This is a genomic window from Curtobacterium sp. PhB137 (assembly GCF_003814955.1).
Classification (GTDB): domain Bacteria; phylum Actinomycetota; class Actinomycetes; order Actinomycetales; family Microbacteriaceae; genus Curtobacterium.
In genome coordinates this window covers 79580-100568 of the sequence record NZ_RKQO01000008.1, presented here as the reverse complement: position 1 = coordinate 100568, position 20989 = coordinate 79580, and the positions used below count along the sequence as shown (strand labels likewise).

Annotated in this window: 16 protein-coding genes; 8 read left to right on the top strand and 8 right to left on the bottom strand. The window is 72.3% G+C overall.

The features are described from left to right. Positions 1-4: 4 nt before the first annotated feature. Positions 5-3430 (top strand): error-prone DNA polymerase, encoded by a 3426-nt coding sequence (locus tag EDF28_RS14915; RefSeq protein WP_123341069.1) that lies wholly within the window; start codon positions 5-7, stop codon positions 3428-3430. Between the two features lie 50 nt (positions 3431-3480). On the opposite strand, the gene EDF28_RS14910 is transcribed toward EDF28_RS14915, so the two are convergent. Then, complete coding sequence (locus EDF28_RS14910; protein ID WP_123293948.1) at positions 3481-4992, bottom strand: HAMP domain-containing sensor histidine kinase; 1512 nt, start codon at positions 4990-4992, stop codon at positions 3481-3483. Further along, positions 4989-5666 carry a response regulator transcription factor gene (locus tag EDF28_RS14905; RefSeq protein ID WP_111084549.1) on the bottom strand — a complete coding sequence of 226 codons (678 nt, stop codon included), beginning with the start codon at positions 5664-5666 and terminating at the stop codon, positions 4989-4991. Before EDF28_RS14905 ends, EDF28_RS14910 begins: the two co-directional genes overlap by 4 nt. 225 nt (positions 5667-5891) lie before the next feature. On the opposite strand from EDF28_RS14905, the gene EDF28_RS14900 reads away from it, so the two are divergent. Beyond that, entirely contained in the window at positions 5892-6215 is a 324-nt protein-coding gene (locus EDF28_RS14900; protein ID WP_123938834.1) for a hypothetical protein, read from the top strand. Between the two features lie 60 nt (positions 6216-6275). Here the strand turns inward: EDF28_RS14900 and EDF28_RS14895 are convergent, their stop codons facing one another. Further along, positions 6276-7349 (bottom strand): aromatic acid exporter family protein, encoded by a 1074-nt coding sequence (locus EDF28_RS14895; RefSeq protein WP_123938833.1) that lies wholly within the window; start codon positions 7347-7349, stop codon positions 6276-6278. Between the two features lie 80 nt (positions 7350-7429). Between EDF28_RS14895 and EDF28_RS14890 the strand changes: the two genes are divergently transcribed. Both EDF28_RS14890 and EDF28_RS14885 read left to right on the top strand, forming a co-directional pair. Continuing rightward, positions 7430-8674, top strand: coding sequence for an aminoglycoside phosphotransferase family protein (locus EDF28_RS14890; RefSeq protein WP_111084551.1), 1245 nt, complete (start codon positions 7430-7432; stop codon positions 8672-8674). Between the two features lie 622 nt (positions 8675-9296). After that, the gene (locus tag EDF28_RS14885) at positions 9297-11423 is read left to right on the top strand and encodes a DEAD/DEAH box helicase (RefSeq protein ID WP_165901102.1); all 2127 of its coding nucleotides are present in this window, start codon (positions 9297-9299) and stop codon (positions 11421-11423) included. Between the two features lie 132 nt (positions 11424-11555). On the opposite strand, the gene EDF28_RS14880 is transcribed toward EDF28_RS14885, so the two are convergent. Beyond that, positions 11556-11828: a mycoredoxin gene (locus EDF28_RS14880; RefSeq protein ID WP_123293947.1), complete on the bottom strand. Its 273-nt coding sequence runs from the start codon at positions 11826-11828 to the stop codon at positions 11556-11558. Between the two features lie 68 nt (positions 11829-11896). Between EDF28_RS14880 and EDF28_RS14875 the strand changes: the two genes are divergently transcribed. The 3 genes from EDF28_RS14875 to EDF28_RS14870 are packed head-to-tail and all read left to right on the top strand — an operon-like array spanning position 11897 to position 14585. After that, complete coding sequence (locus EDF28_RS14875) at positions 11897-12223, top strand: PadR family transcriptional regulator (RefSeq protein WP_123938832.1); 327 nt, start codon at positions 11897-11899, stop codon at positions 12221-12223. Then, complete coding sequence (locus EDF28_RS19300; RefSeq protein ID WP_185094258.1) at positions 12220-13059, top strand: hypothetical protein; 840 nt, start codon at positions 12220-12222, stop codon at positions 13057-13059. Before EDF28_RS14875 ends, EDF28_RS19300 begins: the two co-directional genes overlap by 4 nt. Further along, positions 13056-14585, top strand: coding sequence for a CYTH domain-containing protein (locus EDF28_RS14870; RefSeq protein ID WP_185094257.1), 1530 nt, complete (start codon positions 13056-13058; stop codon positions 14583-14585). The genes EDF28_RS19300 and EDF28_RS14870 overlap by 4 nt, the downstream gene beginning before the upstream one ends. 95 nt (positions 14586-14680) lie before the next feature. Here the strand turns inward: EDF28_RS14870 and EDF28_RS14865 are convergent, their stop codons facing one another. Together EDF28_RS14865 and EDF28_RS14860 are read right to left on the bottom strand one after the other, a co-directional pair. After that, a complete protein-coding gene (locus EDF28_RS14865) occupies positions 14681-16825 on the bottom strand; it encodes a S9 family peptidase (protein ID WP_123938830.1) in 2145 nt (714 codons plus the stop codon). Positions 16826-16865: 40 nt separating this feature from the next. Next, entirely contained in the window at positions 16866-18248 is a 1383-nt protein-coding gene (locus EDF28_RS14860; RefSeq protein ID WP_123938829.1) for a Fic family protein, read from the bottom strand. Between the two features lie 74 nt (positions 18249-18322). Here EDF28_RS14860 and EDF28_RS14855 point away from each other — a divergent pair, with 74 nt between their 5' ends. Next, positions 18323-19522, top strand: coding sequence for an amidohydrolase (locus tag EDF28_RS14855; RefSeq protein ID WP_111084558.1), 1200 nt, complete (start codon positions 18323-18325; stop codon positions 19520-19522). Between the two features lie 111 nt (positions 19523-19633). Here the strand turns inward: EDF28_RS14855 and EDF28_RS14850 are convergent, their stop codons facing one another. Next, complete coding sequence (locus EDF28_RS14850) at positions 19634-20524, bottom strand: aminodeoxychorismate lyase (protein ID WP_123938828.1); 891 nt, start codon at positions 20522-20524, stop codon at positions 19634-19636. 80 nt (positions 20525-20604) lie between these two features. After that, positions 20605-20955 (bottom strand): tryptophan synthase subunit alpha, encoded by a 351-nt coding sequence (locus EDF28_RS14845; protein ID WP_123938827.1) that lies wholly within the window; start codon positions 20953-20955, stop codon positions 20605-20607. Between the last annotated feature and the right edge of the window lie 34 nt (positions 20956-20989).

The following is a 20989-nucleotide window of genomic DNA, read 5'->3' as shown; positions in this document are numbered from 1 at the left end:
CCTGATGGGCTACAGCAACCCACCCGTGCCGTGGTCGCAGTTCGAACGCGCCCTGTCGGACAAGCGCAGTCCGGGGACGGCGAAGGCCGGCGACGGCGGGGACAGCCCGGCGTGGTCGCGGAAGCGCGAGCCGTACGTCCCCACGGACCAGCCGGCGGCTGCGGACGACGGCCCTCCGGTCGTGCCGTACGCCGAGCTGCACGCGCACTCGGCCTTCAGCTTCCTCGACGGCGCCAGCCAGCCCGAGCAGCTGTTCGAGGAAGCCGCACGGCTGCGCCTGCACGCCCTCGCCCTCACCGACCACGACGGCTTCTACGGTGCCGCCCGGATGGCCGAGGTCGCCGAGGCGTACCCGCAGGTCGGCACCGTCTACGGCACCGAGCTCTCGCTGGGCCTGACCGAACCGCAGAACGGCGTCCCTGATCCCGAGGGCTCCCACCTGCTCCTGCTCGCCGACGGGCAGGACGGCTACCACCGGCTCGCGGGCGCGGTGACGAGTGCGCACCTCGCGGCCGGGTCCGAGAAGGGCAGCCCGCGCTACGACCTCGACGAGCTCGCGGGACGGGCCGACGGACACTGGCGGGTGCTCACCGGGTGCCGGAAGGGCACCGTCCGACAGGCGCTCGAGCAGGGCGGGGAGTCCGCGGCGGAGACCGCGCTGCGCGTGCTGCTCGACCGCTTCGGGCGCAGCAACGTCGTGGTGGAGCTCCTCGACCACGGCGACCCGCTCGACAGCGCGCGGAACGACGTGCTCGCGACCCTCGCCGAGCGGTACACGCTGCCCCTGGTCGCGACCGGCAACGTCCACTACGCCACCCCGGACCGGTTCCCGGTGGCGACGGCGCTGGCCGCGGTCCGGGCCCGGCGCAGCCTCGACGAGATCGACGGGTGGCTGCCGGCCGCCGACACCGCGCACCTGCGCTCCGGCGCCGAGATGACCCGACGGTTCGGGCGGTACCCGGGGGCGATCGAGAACACCGTCACGCTGGCCGACGAACTCGGGTTCCGGCTGCGCACGGTCAAGCCCGGGCTGCCCGACCTCGACGTGCCGGACGGCCACACCGCGATGTCCTGGTTGCGGGAGCTCACCTGGACGGGTGCACGTCGGCTCTACCCCGGCAGCGCCGACGGCGTGGACCCGCAGAAGCGCGAGCGCATCGAACGCGAGCTCGCCGTGATCGAGGACAAGAACTTCCCCGGCTACTTCCTGATCGTGCGCGACATGGTGCAGTACGCCCGCGGCCGGGGGATCCTCTGCCAGGGGCGGGGCTCCGCCGCGAACTCCGCGGTCTGCTACCTGCTCGAGATCACCGCGGTGGACTCGATCCGCTACGGCCTGCCGTTCGAGCGGTTCCTGTCGGCGATGCGCGACGAAGAGCCCGACATCGACGTCGACTTCGACTCGGACCGCCGCGAAGAGGTGATCCAGTACGTCTACGAGAAGTACGGACGGTACAACGCCGCCCAGGTCGCGAACGTCATCACGTACCGCCCGAAGGGTGCCGTCCGCGACATGGCGAAGGCCCTCGGCCACAGCCCGGGGCAGCAGGACGCCTGGTCGAAGCAGGTCGAACGGTGGGGCTCGGTGACCGAGAGCCAGGACCACGACATCCCGCCGGCGGTCGTCGGGCTGGCGAGCGACGTCCTGGGCTTCCCGCGCCACCTCGGCATCCACTCGGGCGGCATGGTGCTCACCGACCGGCCGGTGGGCGAGGTCGTGCCGATCGAGCACGCGCGGATGGACGGCCGCACGGTGCTGCAGTGGGACAAGGACGACTGCGCCTTCATGGGGCTCGTGAAGTTCGACATGCTCGGCCTCGGCATGCTCGCGGCGCTGCAGTACTCGTTCGACCTGGCGGCGGAGCACTGCGGGGAACGCTGGGAGATGCACTCCATGCCGAAGGAGGAACAGGGCGTCTACGACCAGCTCTGCCGAGCCGACACCATCGGGGTGTTCCAGGTGGAGTCCCGCGCGCAGATGGGCACCCTGCCCCGGCTGCTCCCACGGCGGTTCTACGACCTGGTGATCGAGGTCGCCCTCGTCCGCCCCGGCCCGATCCAGGGCGGTGCCGTGCACCCCTACATCCGGCGTCGGACCGGCGAGGAACCGATCACCTACATCCACCCGTCGCTCGAACCGGTGCTCGAACGCACCCTCGGCGTGCCGCTGTTCCAGGAGCAGCTCATGCAGATGGCGATCGCGGTCGGCAACTGCTCGGGCGACGACGCCGACCTGCTGCGGCGGGCGATGGGCTCGAAGCGCGGCCACGAGAAGATCGACCGGCTGCGCGACAAGCTCTACGCGGGCATGTCGGACAACGGCATCCACGGCGAGGACGCCGACGCGATCTACGCGAAGATCCAGGCGTTCGCGAACTTCGGCTTCGCGGAGAGCCACTCGATCAGCTTCGCCCTGATCGTCTACGCGAGCGCCTGGATGCGCCTGCACTACCCGGGGGCGTTCCTGGCCGCGCTGCTCCGGGCGCAGCCGATGGGGTTCTACTCACCGCAGACCCTGGTCGCCGACGCCCGTCGGCACGGCGTCCAGGTGCTCCGACCGGACATCCTGCGCTCGGGTGTCGACGCGACGCTCGAACCGCTCGGCGACGACCAGGTGGTGCCCCCGTGCGGTGACGACGCCTGCCTGCACACCGAGCAGCCGCCGGTGCTGCCCTTCGACAAGGCACTGCCCGACGACACCGCACGGCACCGCCGCGACGGCGCGTTCGCGGTCCGGCTCGGACTCGCCGAGGTCGCCTCGCTCAGCCGGAAGAGCGCCGAGAAGATCGTCGCCGAGCGTGACGCGAACGGTCCCTTCGTCGACATGTCCGACCTGGCCCGCCGGGTGGGGCTGACGACGGCGCAGCTCGAGGCGCTCGCCGCTGCCGACGCCTTCGCCCCGTTCGACATCGACCGCCGCGGTGCGATGTGGTCGGCGGCCCAGGCCGCTGCGGAGCGCGCCGACCAGCTGCCGGACACGCAGGTCGTCGTCCAACCGCCGCTGTTCGGGCAGATGACGAGCGGCGACGTCCTGATCGCCGACATGTGGTCGACGGGCATGACGACCGACGACCACCCCGTCCGGCACGTGCGCGACCGGCTCGCCGCCCGCCGGGTGCTCAGCGTGCAGGACACCGCGACGGCCGAGACCGGGCGGCGGGTCGAGATCGGCGGGATCGTCACGCACCGGCAGCGTCCGGCGACGGCGTCGGGGATCACGTTCATGAACGTCGAGGACGAGACCGGGCTGGTCAACGTCATCTGCAGCGTCGGGGTGTGGGGCCGCTACCGCCGGGTCGCCCGGGAATCCCCGGCGGTGATCGTCCGCGGCATCCTCGAGCGGTCGCCCGACGGCGTGGTCAACCTGGTGGCGGACCGGATCGAGCACCTGTCGCTGTCCGTGCGCACGCGGTCGCGGGACTTCCAGTGAGTGGTCGCGGGCAGCGGTCCGCGCGCGGCGGGCGCGGAGGAGGCGCGCGGCTACTCGACCTCGGGCAGTCGCACCGTGACCTCGAGTCCGCCGGAGCGCACGTTCCGCAGCGATGCCGTCCCGCCGGCGCGTTCGGCCACCGCACGGACGATCGCGAGCCCCAGCCCGGATCCACCCGGCAGGGCGATCGCACCGGTGGCCGGATCGGGGTTCGGGCGCGACTTCCGGGCCTCGTCCGGTCGGGTGAACCGGTCGAACGCCACCGGGATGAACGACTCGGGGACACCGGGGCCGTCGTCGGTGACCTGCAGGACGCCCTCGCCGCCGGTGCTGCGCCAGGACACGAAGATGCCGCCGCCGCGGGGGAGCGCCGACACCGCGTTGCCCGCGATGTTCGTGACGAGCTGTGCCATGCCGCCGGTGTCGAGCCGGTAGCGGGGCTCGTGGGTCCCACCGCCGATGCCGGGTCCGGAGCCACCGACGGCCACCGGGGCCTCGAGGTCGAAGTCGACGGTGACGTCCTTGGCCGATGCGATGAGCCGGACCCGGTCGACGGCCGCCATGACCTCGTCGCCGAGGTCGGACCAGGCGGTCTCCGGGCGCTGGTCGCCGTCCTGTTCCCGCCGTTCGGACTCCTCGATCCGCGACAGCGCGAGCAGGTCGTTCGCCAACCGGGAGAGCCGGGCGACGCTGTGCTTGGCGCGCTCGATGTGGGCGGCCAGGGCAGCGGCGTCGTCACCGTCGAGCGACGCCAGGTCGAGCTGGGTGGTCAGGATCGCGAGCGGTGTGCGGAGCTCGTGGCTGGCGTCGGACACCATCTGCCGTTCCCGCTCGGTGGCCTGGCGCGTGCGAGCGAGGAAGGCGTTGAGGGTCGTGGCGAGGGACGCGAGTTCGTCCTGCGCGGGGCCGACGGGCAGCTCGGCCCGTTCGGGCGCGACCGACAGCCGCTCGGCCTCACGGCGCATCCGGTTGACGGGACGGAGTGCCGCGGTCGCCAGGATCCACGAAGCGACGCCGAAGGCGAGCAGGATCGCGACGCCGGTGAGCGACAGGGTCGAGGTGAGGTCGTCGACCACGATCGCCTCGGCCTGCGAGTTCCGGGCGGCGACGACCGTCCACCGGCCGGCCTGGTTCACGGGGTGTTCGACGACCACGCGGTACTCGGACCCGGACACCCGGATGATCGAGGTGCCGGCCGGAGTGGAGGTCAGGCTGCCGAGAGCGCTCTCCACCCGGGTGGGCATCGTCGAGAGCACGATGTCGCCGGACGGTGAGACCACGGCGACGAGCTGCGCGTTGCCCGGCGGGGACAGGTCGGGATCGCTGTCCACCTCGAGCGTGGCGACGTACGGGTCGGCGTCGGCGTCCAACAGGGTGCGGGTCGCACTCGCGACGACGCTGACCACCTGGAACCGCATCACCAGCACGAGCAGCACGATCACGACCGCGGCGATCGCCGTCGAGCCGATCGTGATCCGTGCCCGCAGCGACAGCAGGCGCAGGGGGCGGACCAGACCGCGTCGTGGGCGGTCCGGCCCCGGGCGAGCGGAGGCCCCGCTCACGCCCCGAGCAGATCCAGGCGGTACCCGCGGCCGCGCACGGTGGCGATCGCGACGGTGGCCTCATGAGCGACGAGCTTCTTGCGGAGGTACGAGATGTACTGCTCGACGACGTTCGGGTCGACGTGCTGCGAGCCGTCCCAGACCTCTTCGAGGATCTTCGGCCGGTCGACCACGCTGCCGGCGGAGCGCGCCAGCAGGCGAAGCAGCGCGAACTCGGTCGGGCTGACGGCGACGCGCTGGCCCTTGATCGAGATGCGACGGGCCTCGGAGTCGATCGACACGTCGCCGACCTCGATCGTGCGGGGTGCCCCGGCGGACTCGCGGCGACCGAGGGCGCGGAGCCGGGCGGTGAGCTCGGCGAACGCGAACGGCTTGGTGAGGTAGTCGTCCGCGCCGGCGTCGAGGCCGAACACGCGGTCGTCCACGGCATCGCGCGCGGTGACGAGCAGGATCCGCACGGGGTCCTCGCGCTCGCGGATGCGTCGTGCGAGCTCGAACCCGGACATGCCGGGCATCATCACGTCCACGACGGCCAGGTCGAACGCCTGCTCGCCGAGGGCGATGAGCGCCTCGACCCCGTTCTCCACCGCCGTCACGCGGTACCCCTCGGCAGCGAGACCGCGCTCCATCAGGGCACGCATCTCGTCGTCGTCCTCGACCACCAACAGCCGCATAGTGGACCTCCTCGGACCCATCGTGGCATCGAACGGGCGCGGAGGGTCGATGCCCGGGCCGAACTCACTGAATCTCGTCACAGGAGCGGGTACCGTGGCTGCCAGGCCACCGGGCAGAACGGTCTGTCCCGCGTTCTAGGGACATGAGGACTTCTTGCTTCATTGGTAGGATCACCTGGCGGACAGCGCTTACCCGAAGGGCGGTCCGTTGCACCAGGGGGCACCATGAACGACCCGATCGACCACGCGTCCGTCGACCACCCGGCCATCGTCCGTCTCCGCGCGGAGCTCGATGCCGCGTGGAAGGGCATCGGCGCACTCGGCCAGATGGAGGGCGTCCGCCGCGACCGCGTGGTCGCCGAACTGCGGACGGCCGTCCCCGACGTGGCGAGCCGCGCGGCGCGCGAAGTCGGCACCGAGGCCGTCGTCGCGGAGATCAGCCGGTTCGCCGACGTGGGCGTGCCCGGCACCGATCCCGCCGTGCCGGCCGCGGTGATCTGGGACGACGTCGTGCAGACGGCGGCCGAAGCCGCACGCGCCACGCGCTGACCGGCACCGGCACGCCGCGCCCGAGCGGCGCCGGCACTGGCACGCCGCGACCGACCGGCGTCAGTCGTCCTCGCCGAGCAGCTCCTCGCGCACGCGTCGGACGTCCTCGAGCAGGGCGCCGATGAGCACCCAGTGCCGTGAGTTCGGTCGCACGATCTCCATCGGCGCGGTCAGCGCGGGTTCCGCGGTCGCCACCCCGGCATCGTCCCGACCGGCGCCCGCGGCGAACGACGGGTCCAGCCGTGTCGACTCGACCCGGGCGCTCAGCGCGCGGACGTCCGATCCGATCCGGGCCACCTCGGTCGCGATGCCGCCGACCACCGGGTCGGCGCGCAGGTCTGGTGCGGTGTTGTCGTGGATCGCCCGGGTCATGCCGGTGACGCGCGTGACCAGGACGCGCAGGTGCTCGGTGATGGCGACGTCGCGGTCGAGGATCGTGCGGTGCCGGCCACCACGCGGGTTCATCGTCAGCGACTCGCGGGCTGCGTTCAGTGATGCCTCGGTCTTCGCGTGCTGCTGCCGGAGCGCGCGCGCCCGCACCAGGGCGTCCTGCCACCGGTCGCGGTCCCACCCCTCGGTCAGGCCGATCGCGACGCGTTCGAAGGCCACGGCGGTGTCGCGGGCGAGTCGGGCGACGGCGAGGTGCGCCGGCTCGAGCAGGACCGGCGGGATGATCAGGGCGTTCACGACGAGGGCGACGACCGCACCGATCACGGTCTCGAGGATCCGGTCGGCCGAGTAGTTCGGCGTGACGACCCCCGCGGTGAGCACGAGCATCCCGCTGATGCTGACCTGGGTGGCCGAGGTCGGGGTCAGCCGGAGCACCCAGGCGATGAGGATGGCGAGCACGACCACGAGCAGGACGACCCACACCGAGTCGCCGAGCAGCAGGTGGAACCCGGTGGCGAGCAGCACGCCGAGCACGACACCGGCGCTCCGCTCAAGGCCCTTGACGAACGACTGGTTGATGCTCGGCTGCACGACGAGCAGCGCGGCGATCGCGGCGAAGGTCGGGAACGGTCCCTGGATCAGCAGCCGGCACAGCAGCACCGCCGCGACGACCGCGACCGCGGTCTTCACGACCTGCAGGAACGGCGTGCGACTGGAGCTGCGGAGACGCGCGACCGGGTTCACCCCGACCACGCTAGCCACCGCCCGCACGCCGAGCCGTGCACGAACGCGACGAAAACGTCCGGACACGGTTGACTGATGTCGTGTGGCCCAACCATGAGCGCGTCATCCCGCAGGCCTTCGCCGGCTCCGGGACCTCCGTCGTGGCCGCACGGGCGCACTCCGTCGAGCCCTCGGGCAACGGCTACCTGTACGGCTACGAGGTCGACACCGTCGACCGGAACGGCCAGCGCGCCACCGTCCTGACGTACGTCGACACCGGCGGCGCGCACGACCAGAACAGTGCGATCGTCACCGACCCCGCGACCGGCGAACCCGTCTCGGTGTGGGCGTACCCGAACGACCCGGGTCTGCCGGTGCTGCCGCAGGTGACCTACCGCGACGCGGTCGCCGAGCTCCTGACGACGCTCGGCATGCCGGTCACCGACCCGGTGCTCACGGTGGCCGCGTACCGACCGGGCAAGCGTGCGGTGGTGCGGGTGGACGCCCCCGAGCGCACCCTGTTCCTGAAGATCGTCCGTCCGCACCGGGTCGCGCCGATCGTGAAGTCGCACGAGCAGTTCGTGGCGGCGGGCCTGCCGGTGCCCCGCGTGCTGTCCAGCCGCGGCGACGGGCTCCTCGTACTCGAGCGGATCCGCGGCGTGCCGGCCGGCAGCCGCATCCTCGACATCGCCGACGACCCGCGGTTCGTCGCGTCGCTGGCCGCCCTGAGCGGTCGGGTCGCGACCGTCCCGATGACCCAGCAGGCCCGTGCCGACGCGATGGACCACGCCGACTGGCACCGCCGCACGCTCATCGCCGCGTTGCCGCAGGACGCCGACGAGATCGACCGCCTGTACGACGCCATCGGCCGCCGGTCGATCGGCTGGACGAGCGCGACGAAGCAGGTCGTGCACGGCGACCTGCACCTCGAGCAGGTCTTCGTCGACGAGGACGAGCCCTGGCGCATCTCCGGCCTGCTGGACATCGACACCGCGGGGTGGGGCTTCCCGGTCCGTGACATCGGGGCGGTCGTCGCGCACCTGGTCGTCACAGGCCTCTGGCACCGATCGCGCGGAGACGCCGACCGCGGAGCCGCGGCCGAGCGCCTCGCCGACGCGATCGCCCGCGACTGGGTCGCCCGCAACCCGCGCGAGGCCGACCGCATCGGGCCTGCCATCGGTGCCCAGCTGCTGGCCCACGCCGGCGGCCAGGCGACCACCGGCTCCGCGAACGGCATCCAGACCGCCGAGCAGCTCCTCGCGGCGACGCGGGCCGCGTTGGCCGAGGCTGCTCCGGTCCTGCCGGCGGCCGGTCTGGTCCGCCCGCGGTCCGCGCCCCGCGTCTGACGGCTCGCGGCCCCCGTCGCGAAAGCGACAGATCTGCGCGGAACGTTGGCGGCAATCTGTCGCTTCGGCGGGGTGGTCGGCGAGGGGATCCGGGATCTGTCGCTTCGCGGGGTGGTCGGCGTGGGGACCCGGGATCTGTCGCGTCGGCGGGGTGGACGCGACCGGCGTCGGACGGGAGGCGCGTGGCGGGCCCGCACCGTGCCTCCCGGCCGGCACACGGGGCATTCCAGGAGGCGCGACGCGCGCGGGCGACGAGGAGTCGCCCCTGTCGGGGGTCGGGGAGTAAACTGAGCGCGCACGCACCGCGTTCCCGCGTGCCGCGTCGATTCCGGACGCAGCCGTCGATCACTTGATCGACGCGGGAACCGGGCCGTGACCGCCCCGCGGGGGCGTCACGTGCGTGTGACGACGCCGGATCCCGGCGCGGACCGTCGCACCCGGCGCCGAGCAGGCGCTCGCGGTGGAACGGTCCGCGGGACTCCACCGGACGTCCCGAAGCGGGGACCGGCGATGCGGTGGGCCACGGTGGCCCGCAGCCGAACCGGAGCCGTGTCAGGCCCCGGTGCAGGACTTCCGCCCCACGGGCGGCTCGCCCCGATGCGTGGGCGGAACAGGAGGAGCGTTGGCTCGATCAGGCACCCGGCGAGCTGCCGGCGGGACGCGGACCGCGTCACGTCGGACGAGGCCGCTGGACAACGACGGCGTGATCCCCGTCCTCGCCCGCGCGGTGCGCGAGGTCGAGGCGGCGGCGCAGCGCGGACCGCTCAAGGCGACGAACCGGACGAAGTTCCAGGCCGTCGCACTGCTCATGCGCGAAGAGCGCGCACGGGTGAAGGGCGACACCGACCTCACCGACTCGCAGCGCGCCGAGCAGCTCAAGCGGCTCGACGGCGTGGCGACGATCCTCGCGAAGACCGCGGCCCGCGACACCAGCGTCATCCAGCTGCTGGCGGAAGAGGTGCAGGTCTCCGAGGCGACCCGCGCCGTCAAGCGCGACATGATGATCGCCGGCGGCATGGAGCTGCAGCCGGAGGACCTCGTCATCGCGGCCGAGCCCACCCCGGTCGCCGAGACCCCGGTGCGCGCGGTCACCCCGCAGGCGGTCGTGCAGCGTCAGCTCGCCAACCCGTTCCTGCCGCCGGACTTCGCACTCGCCGACCAGCCCGTCGCACACCCGCGTCGGCTGGCGAACTGGGAGCTCTTCGGGCCGCTGTTCAAGTCGTTCGAGTACGGCGCAGGCGGGGGAGCGGCGACGATGCCGCTGCCCGAGCCGACCTCGCTGCACTCCCGCTCCGGCACCACGCTGATGAAGCACCAGGCCGAACTGGTCGCCGCCGCGTCGCAGGGGCACCGCACGTTCCTGCTCGCCGACGAGCCGGGCCTCGGCAAGACGGCACAGTCGCTGCTCGCCGCCGACGCCGCGAACGCGTTCCCGCTGCTCGTCGTCGTGCCGAACGTCGTCAAGACGAACTGGGCGCGCGAAGCCGAGCGCTGGGTGCCGAACCACCGCGCCACCGTCATCCACGGGGACGGCAACGACCTCGACGGGTTTGCCGACATCATCATCGTGAACTACGAGATCCTCGACCGGCACGCCGGCTGGCTCGGTGGCTTCGGCTTCAAGGGCATGGTCGTCGATGAGGCGCACTTCATCAAGAACAAGGACTCGCAGCGCGCCCGCTTCGTGCTGCAGATCGCCGACCGCATCCGGCAGCGCACCGCAGCACCGCTGCTCATGGCGTTGACGGGCACCCCGCTCATCAACTCGGTCGAGGACTTCCGCACCATCTGGGAGTACCTCGGCTGGATCGACGACAAGAAGCCCCGCGCGAAGCTCATGAACGAGCTCGAGGAGATCGGGTTGACCCCGGCCGACCAGGGCTTCTTCGTCGAGGCCCGTCGTGCCGTCATCGACCAGGGCATCGTCCGACGCCGCAAGGTCGACGTCGCCGCGGACATCCCGGCCCGCCGGATCGCCGACATCCCCGTCGAGCTCGACGGCGACGAGGGCCGCTCCATCCGCGACGCCGAGCGCGAGCTCACCGCGAAGCTCGTCCGCCGGTACCACCAGGCGCTCGACGCCCGTACCGGGCAGGACCCGGTCGTCGGCATCGACCACAAGCTCGTCCGGCAGGTCGCCCGCTGGGAGCTCGAGGACCAGGACGCCTCGTCGACCGGCGAGAACGTGTTCTCGATGGTCCGACGCATCGGTCGCGCCAAGGCCCAGCTCGCAGCGGACTACGCCGCGCAACTCGCGTCGAACGTCGGCAAGGTCGTGTTCTTCGCGAAGCACCTCGACGTGATGGACCAGGCCGAAGAGGTCTTCGCTCGACGTGGCCTGCGCACCGCCACGATCCGCGGCGACCAGACGGCCACGCAGCGCACGGCGCAGATCGACTCGTTCGTGAACGACCCCGACGTCGCCGTGATCGTCTGCTCGCTCACCGCGGCCGGCGTGGGTCTGAACCTGCAGGTGGCGTCCAACGTCGTGCTCGCCGAGCTGTCGTGGACGAGCGCCGAGCAGACCCAGGCGATCGACCGCGTGCACCGCATCGGGCAGGAAGAGCCCGTCACCGCGTGGCGCATCATCGCCGCGCAGACGATCGACACCAAGATCGCCGAGCTCATCGACTCGAAGGCGTCCCTGGCCGCTCGCGCGCTCGACGGTTCGGACGAGGAACTCGTCGACTCCGGCGACATCCAGCTCGACGCCATGGCCGCGCTGCTGACCGAGGCGCTCGGGGGCTAGGGACCGCGTCGCGCGGCGCGCACCCGTTCAGCACGACCAAAGTCCGTCCGAACCACGTGATCACGCGGTTCGGACGGACTTCGGTTGTGCGGGGCTCCGCCGCTCAGATGCGTGTGTGCGGTACTTCGCCGCTCAGATGCGGGACTGCACCTCGGCCAGCGACGGGTTCGTCGCGGTGCTGCCGTCGGGGAACACGAGCGTCGGAACGGTCTGGTTGCCGCCGTTGACCTCGGCGACGAGTTCCGCCGTGCCCGGGGTCTGCTCGATGTCGACCTCGGTGAAGGGCACGCCGGCCTTCGTCATCTGGTTCTTCAACCGGGCGCAGTAGCCGCACCACGTGGTCGTGAACATCGTGACGCCGCCGGCTTCGGGGGTGAACTGCTCGCGGGTGATCGTGTCGCTCATGGCGCCAGGCTAACCCCGCTTTCTGGACGGCCTTGACGCGCTTATCCGATATAGCTAGGTTAAGCCGCATGGATCCGATCCAACGCATCACCGCCCCGACGCTCGACGTGCTCGACGCGCTGCTGACCGTCGACGGCCCGGCATGGGGGCTGCTCGTCATCAAGGCCACCGGGCGCCAGGCCGGCACCGTCTACCCGATCCTCGAGCGACTCGAGCGGCAGGGGTGGATCACGTCGTCGTGGGACGACGAGACCAGCCGGCCGGGGCCGCGTCGTCGGCTCTACGAGTTCACGCTGGACGGGGTCGACGCCGCACGCGACCTCGTCGCCGCGCGTCCGCCCGCCGCGACGCCCGCTCGTCCGGCTCGCTCGGCCCACCGGCCGGTGACCTCGTGAGCGCGCTCGACCGGGCGCTCGTGGGGGTCGCCGTCGCCGTCTCACCCGCAGCACACCGCGCCGCCCGCCGCGAGCAGTGGCTCGCCGACGTGCGCGATGCCCACGAACTCGACCTCTCGCCGACCGCACTCGCGTTCGGCGCGTTCACCACGGCGCTGTTCCACCGACGCGCCGGCCACCGATCCACCTGGGGGGACACCATGACCGCACTGCCGACACCCGTCCGTTCTGCACCGCACACCATCCGCACGATCCCGGTCCTCATCGCGCTCGCGGTGCTGTCCTACGTCGTCTCGGTGGGCGTCCTCGCGCTCCTGCAGCGGTACAACGGCCTGCCGGAGGCGCGCTTCGTCTTCGACATGGTCGGGATCGGGCTCGCGGTGGTGCCGGGCGCCGCTGTCGCGACGAGCGTCCTGCTGGTGTCGGACGTCGCACGCCGCCGCCGGGTCCTCGGCGCCGTTGCCGTGTTCGCCATCGCCGCAGTGTGGTGGGCGATCACGAGCGGTTCGCTCAACGTCCCCGTGTACGCCCCGGTCCAGGTCGGCGTCATCGCGGCTGGGCTGCTCGCGGTCTGGCTCGTGGTGCTCCGCCGACCGGTGTGGACGTACTCGCTCCTCGTCCTGCCCGTCGTCGCTGCCGTGCTGGTGTTCCCACTCGCAGAAGCAGCGAACGGCTCGGGGATCCCGTACTCCGCGATGGCGCTCGTGTCGTGGATCGGGCAGCTCGTCCCGTTCCTGGTCGCCGTCGTCGGAGCCGTGGTGGCGTCACGGTTCTCCACCGATGCGCCCGCGCTGGTCGAGGCGCACGGCGAAGCCCTGGTAGACAAGACCGTGTGAGTGACACCCACCTCGAGATCGAGCGCACCTACGACCTGCCAGAGGGCGGTGCCCTGCCCGACCTCGTCGGCGCCGGTGGCATCCTCCGCACCGAGCACCAGGAGCCGTTCGAGCTCGATGCGACGTACTGGGACACCGAGCGGTACGACCTGGTGGCGGCGCGGGTCACGGTCCGCCGGCGGACCGGTGGCCCCGACGCCGGGTGGCACATCAAGCGCTCCGAGTCGGACACGGTCCGCCACGAGCAGCACTTCCCGCTGACCGACGACGCCGACACGGTGCCGACCGAGGTCCTCGCGGCGCTCTTCACCGAGCGACGCGGCCGTGGCCTGCGCCCCGTGGTCCGCATCACGACCACCCGCACCGTCACCCGCCTGCTCGACGAGGACGGCGACCAGGTCGCCGAGCTCGCCGATGACCAGGTGACCGCGCAGCGCCTCGACGACGACGCTCCGGAGACACCGCGCACGTGGCGCGAGGTCGAGGTCGAGGCCGTCGCCGACGTCGACCCGCAGGTCGCGCACGAGCTCTTCGCTGCCCTCGACGCGCGCTTCGCGGCCGTGGGTGCCGGCCCCGCCGCCGTCGCGTCCAAGCTGGCACGCGGGCTGGCAGGAGCACCGGCACCGCGCCTCCAGACCGAGGAGAAGCCGGACAAGGGCACGACCGCACGCGTCCTCGCGAAGCGACTGCGGAAGCTGCGCGCTGCGCTGCTCGGCCAGGAATCGCGGCTCCGCTCCGGCGACGCGGCCGACCTCCGGCAGACGGCTGAGACCGCCCTCGAGATCGCGTCGATCCTCGGCGCCTACCGTCCGGCGTTCGCCGCCGGCGACACCGTCGACCGCGCCGCCGAGGCGGCCGACGGCCTGGCTGCCGTGACCGCGCGCGCAGCACTCAACGAGTACCTGATCGACCGGTTGCCGCGCGCGTCGACCCCGGCGCAGGACGACCTGGTCGACTCGATGACCCGCGAACGCATCCTGGCCTCGACCCGTGAGCGTCGCGACCAGTCGGTGCGGGACGTCGTCGCGTTCGTGCACGGCGAGCCGTTCCTCGAGCTGCTCGACGCGCTCGACGACGCCGTCGAACGGCCGACCCCGACCGAGTGGTCGCTCCGATCGCCGAAGAAGGTCGCGCAGGACGTCGGCGCCGTCGTGAAGCCGCACATCCGCGAGCTCGTCCGGGCCGCGGTCGCCGACGACACCTCGGACACCGCCGCCGAGCGCGAGGCCGCCGACCGTGCGACCACCGAAGCCGCCTGGCAGGGCACGATGCGGGCGCGGATGGCGATGGACGTCCTCGGTGACGACGCGTTCCCGCACGCGCTGTGGAAGCGGATCGGCAGCGCGGCCGACGTGCTGACCGAGCGGGTCCGATCGCTGCACGCCCTCGACGCGCTGCGGACCAACGCGGCGATCGCCGAACGCGGTGGCGAGGGGACGTTCGGGTACGGCGTGCTCGCGGGGGACCGGGTGCGCCTGGCCGAGGAGTCCTACGACGAGGCGGTGCACGCGCTCAACCGCGTGTGAGGCGCGGGCCGCGGGCGCGGGCGCGGGCGTTCGCTTCGTGAGCAGAAATGGTCGGGTGCCTGAGGGCAACCCGACCATTTCTGCTCACCAAGTCATCAGGCGGCGGGCGCCTCGTCGGCCAGCCCGAGCACGTCGAGCAGCCAAGCGAGCTCGAACGCCCGCTCCTTCCACGAGGCGTACCGACCGCTCACGCCACCGTGGCCCGCGGACATCTCGGTCTTCAGCAGCACCGGCGCCCCGAACTCACGCAGCTTCGCGGTCCACTTCGCTGGCTCGACGTAGAGCACACGGGTGTCGTTGATCGACGTCACGGCGAGGATCCGCGGGTACTGCACGTCGTCGCGGACGTTCTCGTACGGGGTGTACTCGCTCATGTAGCGGTAGACCTCGGCGTCGTGCAGCGGGTCGCCCCACTCGTCCCACTCGATGACGGTCAGGGGCAGGTCGGGGTCGAGGATGCTCGTGAGCGCGTCGACGAACGGCACCGCGGCGACGATCCCGGCGAACCGGTCCGGTGCGATGTTCGCCACCGCACCCATCAGGAGCCCGCCGGCGCTGCCGCCCTCGGCCACGAGCCGGTCCGCGGTGGTGCGGCCGGACTCGATCAGGTGGTCGGCGACCGCGACGAAGTCGGTGAACGTGTTCTTCTTCGTCAGGGTCTTGCCGTTCTCGTACCAGTGGCGACCCATCTCGCCGCCACCGCGCACGTGGGCGACCGCGAAGACGACGCCGCGGTCGAGCATCGACAGGCGCATGACGCTGAAGCCCGGGTCGATCGAGTGCTCGTACGAGCCGTAGCCGTACAGGTGGAGCGGCGAGGGGGTGTCCGCGTCGACGGCGTCGCGGCGCCAGACGAGCGAGATCGGCACGCGGGTGCCGTCCGACGCGGTGGCCCAGTCGCGCTCCTGCGCGTAGTCGGCCGGGTCGTAGCCGCCGAGCACCGGCTGGCGCTTCAGGACCGTCACCTGGCCGGTCGCCAGGTCCAGGTCGCTGACCTCGGATGGGGTGACGAACGAGGTGAACCCGATGCGGAGCGTCGGCTGGTCCCACTCGGGGTTGCCGCCGAGCCCGGCCGAGAACAGTGCTTCGTCGAAGGGGACCTCGTGCGCGTCGCCGTACCCGTCACCCTCGATGGGGATGATCGCGATGCGGGGGAGCGCCTCGGAGCGGTACTCGAGCGCGAGGTGCCCGGCGAAGGCGTCGACGGACTCGATGCGGCGCTCGGTGTGGTGCGCCACGACGACCCGGCGGTCGCGCTCGGACGTGGGGTCGTCCGCGGGGACGTCGACGAGCTCGAAGTTCTCGGCACCGTCGTTGTGCAGCACCAGGAACCGGTCGCTGCCGCCGACGATGGCATGCTCGATCTCGTACTCGACGCCGTCGCGTCGCGGCCACACGACCTGGAACTCGCCGGTCGGGTCGGCGGCGTCGAGCACCAGGGCCTCGGACGTGATCTTCGACCCGAGCTCGATGACGATGTACTGCGACGACCGGGTGACGCCGACGCCGACCCAGTAGCGGTCGTCGGGCTCCTCGAAGACCAGGACGTCGTCGGACGCTGTAGTGCCGACCGCGTGCCGCCAGATCTTGTCCGGACGCCACGACTCGTCGACCGTCGGGTAGAAGACGTAGCGGCCGGCCGGGTCGAAGGTCGCGCCTGCCCCGGTGTTCGGGATGGCGTCGCCGAGGTCGGTGCCAGAGGCCAGGTCGCGCACGTGCAGGGTGTACCGCTCGTCGCCCTCGACGTCGATGCCGTAGACCAGGCGGGTGCCGTCGTCGCTGATGTCGTAGGTGCCGAGGGAGAAGAACTCGTGGCCGTCGGCCAGGGCGTTGCCGTCGAGGACGACCTGCTCGCCGGGGAGGGTCGACTCGCCCTCGACGACGGCCGGCGGGGTCCAGTCGTCCGGACCGGCGATCGGCGCACGGCAGTGCACGCCGTACTGGCTGCCCTCGGCCGTGCGGGTGAAGTACCACCAGCCGCCCATGCGCACCGGCACTGAGAGGTCGGTCTCCTGGACACGGTTCTTGACCTCGGCGAAGACGCGGTCGCGCAGCGGGGCGAGGTGGTCGGTGGCGGCGTCGGTGTAGGCGTTCTCGGCCTCGAGGTAGGCGAGGGTGTCCGGCGACTCCTTGTCACGCAGCCACTCGTAGTCGTCGACGAAGTCGATGCCGTGGTGGGTCCGCGTCACGGGCCGCTTGGCGGCGGTGGGCGGGGTGGCCTGGGAGTGCTCGGTGCTCACCGTCCCACCCTATGCGCACGGCCCCGTGGCGAGCCGGGCGTCACGCCGCCGCCCGGAACCGGTGGCACCGCGTCCGCCGCCCGCCCCGCCCGGAACCGGTCGCACCGTCCGCCGGCCGCCCCGCCCGGAACCGGTCGGACCGCGCCCGCCCCGCCACCCCCGCGCGGACCCGCTGCTCGAAGGCCTCGAGCTCGTCCGCGACGGCCGGTGCGACCCAGGCACGGTCACGCCGCCGCTCGGTGACCGGACGCAGCACTCCGGCGCGCACGAGGTCTGCGGCCACGGAGCCGGCCAGGTCCTCGTCGACAGGTCCGCCGTCGACACCGGCGAGGAGGTCCTGCAGTCGGGCCTCGGTCAGGACCGGGTCGTCGGAGAGCGCCCGTCCGACGGCGGCGTGGGCTCTCGTGGCACACGGACCCGCCATCCGGTCGGCCGCGTGCTCGTCGAGCAGCAGGCCGGTCACGGTCGCCTCGTCGCACACGGTGCCGATGGCGATCGCGACGTCTGCCACGAGGGCGTCCACGACCCCGTCGCGGTACCGCTCGAGGTGCCGGAAGTACCGGCCCCGATCCGCGGCGAGCGCAGTGGCGATCGGCGCGGTCACCGTCGTCGTGACGCCCCGGCGTCGCAGCACGGCGCTGATCAGCGCACGTCCGATCCGGCCGTTGCCGTCGGTGAACGGGTGGATCGACTCGAACTGGGCGTGCCCGATCGCGGCCTGGGCGATCGGGTGCAGGTCCGTCCGGTGCAGGAACGCGAACAGGTCGGCCATCAGGGGCGCGACGAGCTCCGGCGGCGGCGGGACGTACGTCGCCAGCCGCGGGGTGTCACCGCCATCGATCCAGTTCTGGACGCTGCGGTAGCGCCCGGCGTACCGCCCGTCGACCGGGTCGTCGCGCATGAGCAGCCGGTGCGCCTCGAGCAGCGCGGCCTCGGTGATCACGCCCGTGTCCGCTGCCGCGACCAACCCCTCGATCGCACCGGCGGCGCGGACGACGACGGTCGCACTCGGGTTCGCGCGGATGCCCACGAGTGCTCGGGCGCAGTCGTCGAGCGACGCGGACTCGTCCTCGATCCGCGACGAGGCGACGGCCTCGGTCCGACCGATCACCGACCCGAGCGGGGCGAGCCGGGAACCGTGGTGGACGTCGAGCGACCGGAGCGCCGCGGCTGCGCGGTCGAGCAGCGCCTCGGTCCGGGCATCGGGCTCCCACCGAGCACGAGCGATCCGCGGCGGGAGCGACACCCGGACGGACGTGGTCATCCGATCGGCGCGGGAACCCCTGTGGGCGCTGCGCCACGGACGCTCCGCGCTGCCGTGCACGGGCCATCCGCGGTGCACGAGCACGCCGCTGTGCGCGGTCTGGCCCCCGAGCGCGGTCGAGCCGTCGTGGACGTCCGGGGTCTCGTTCCGATGCACCATGCCGGGAGCGTAGGGACCCCCGGACGCCCGACGCCAGGAATTCGTATTTCGCCGGTCCGCGTAGCGTTGGTGGCATGAGCAACTCCTTCGCGATCACCGGTGCCCACGTCGTCCCCGTCTCCGCCCCCGCCTTCGACGGCGGCGCGGTCGTCGTCGAGGACGGCCGCATCACCGCGATCGGCCCGGACGTCACACCGCCCCCGGGGATCACCGTGGTGGACGCAGCCGGTGCGTGGCTCGTCCCCGGGTTCGTCGAGTCGCACGGCCACGTCGGCATCCACGAGGAGGCGAACGGCGAGGCCGGCAACGACACGAACGAGATGACCGGCCCGAACATGGCCGGGGTCCGTGCGATCGACGCGATCGACATCGACGACGAGGGCTTCCGCGACGCGCTCGCCGGGGGCATCACGAGCATCGTCGTGAAGCCGGGGTCCGGCAACCCGATCGGCGGCCAGACCGTCGCCATCAAGACCTGGGGCGGGCGCACCGTCGACGAACAGCTCATCTCGGACTCGGTGAGCATCAAGAGCGCGCTCGGCGAGAACCCGAAGCGGGTGTACGGCGGCAAGGGCCAGACGCCGTCGACGCGCCTCGGCGTCGCGAAGATCATCCGTGACGCCTTCGTCGAGGCCCAGAACTACCGTGCCGCCCGTGACGCCGCCGCCGCGAAGGGTGAGCCGTTCGCGCGTGACCTGACGAAGGAGGCACTCGTCCGGGTCCTCGACGGCGAACTCGTCTGGGACCAGCACACCCACCGCCACGACGACATCGCGACCGCCATCCGGCTGTCCGAGGAGTTCGGGTACCGACTCGTCGTGAACCACGGCACCGAGGCGCACAAGATCGCCAGCCTGCTCGCCGAGAAGGACATCCCGGTCATCTACGGCCCGCTGTTCACGAGCCGCTCGAAGGTGGAGCTCCGTGACCGCGGCATCCCGAACCTCGCCACCATCGCCGCCGCCGGCGTCCGGGTCGCGATCACCACCGACGCCCCCGTCGTGCCGATCGGCATGCTCGTCGACCAGGCCACCGCCGCGGTGAAGGAGGGACTGCCCGCCCAGACCGCGCTCGAGGCGCTCACCGTCAACCCAGCCGAGTTCCTGGGCTTCGGTGACCGTGTCGGTCGGCTGGCCGTGGGCCACGACGCCGACCTCGTGCTCTGGGACGGCGACCCGCTCGACGCGACCAGTCGCGCGACACGTGTCTGGATCGACGGCCGCCAGGTCTTCGAGTGGGCGGACGGCGTCGGCGTCACCACCCCGCGCTGGTAGCGGGGGAGAGCCGGGAGGCCCGGATCGCGACGTGCCCGCACGTCGCGATCCGGGCCTCCCGTCCGTGGCGCCGGGGGCGCTGGGTGGTGACGGCCGGCGGACCCGGCCGGCTCAGACCTCGCGCGCCAGCAGGAACTCGTTGATGCGGTCCGTCAGGTCCGCGTCGATCGCGCGGGCGTCGCCGTTCACGGAGCGGATCGGCGCCGCCTGCCGCACGCTCGACACGAGCCAGAGTGCGTCAGCGGCATGCAGGTCGGCGAGTGTGACGAGTTCGTAGGCGGTCTCGATGCCCGCCTGCTCGGCGAAGCGGAAGACGTCGGCCTGCGTGGTGCCGGCCAGGATCCCGATGTCGGTGCGCGGTGTGACGAGCCGGTCGCCGACCTTCAGGATCAGGTTCGCGCGCGTGCCCTCGAGCACGTAGCCGTCGCTCGACACGAACAGGGCGTCGTCGGCACCGCGCCGGGCGGCCTCGCGCAGGGCGGCCATGTTGACGGCGTACGACAGGGTCTTCGCGCCCTGCAGCAGCCACGGCGAGGTGCGCTCGACGTCGTGACGGTAGCCGCGGTCCAGCACGACGACGGAGATGCCCTCGGTGCGCGCGGCGGTCGAGTCGACGGACGGTGCGGCGTAGACCCAGCCGGTGGGTCGGTCGGTGCCCTCGACGCCACGGGTCAGGACGGTCTTCGCGAAGGCCTCGCGGACCGGGTCGAGCCGGGCGCAGACGGCTTCGATCGCCTGCCGCCAGGCGTCGGGGTCCGGCGCGGGCAGGTCGAGCATCGCGGCGGAGCGGCCGAACCGGGCGAGGTGCGCCTCGAGGGCCTGCGGACGACCGTCGACCACCGTGATCGTCTCGAACACGCCGTCGCCCCGGGTGATGCCGAGGTCCTGCACCTGCAGGTGCTCCTCGAGCGGCTTCGCCCAGGTGAAGGCGTCCGCTGCGGGGTCGTGCGGCGCGGCGTCGCGGGAGGGCTGGTTGAGGATCGCGAGCACGGTTTCGGTCATGCGCCCATCCAACCGCACACGCGTCCGCGCACGTTGTGCGTGGGCGCGCTTCGGGCGTGGCCGCGCTCGGTGCGTGGGCGTCAGTTCGCGTCGGGCAGGGCGCCCATGAGTTTCCACACCGCCTGGGTGAGCTCGGGGTGCTGCAGCGCGATCCGGCGCAACCGGTGGTACTCCTCGCCGAGGACGGTGCCCTGACCGGACGCGGGGTGCATCGACCACTGGGCGTGCCGCTTGCCGATCGCGGCGTCGAGGTCGACCGCGTCGGCCCGGAGGATGAGCACGACCTGCTCGTCCACCGTGGGGAGCGTCGGCATGAACTCCCACGGGTCCTCGCCCTGACGGCTCCGGTGCTCGACGAGCATCGAGATCTCCTCGGCAGCCTCGGCGCGCAGCACTTCGAGGCTGCGCCCGGTCCTGCGGGGCTCAGCCATGGTGCCCCCGCAGCACGCCTGCCATGGGAAGAGC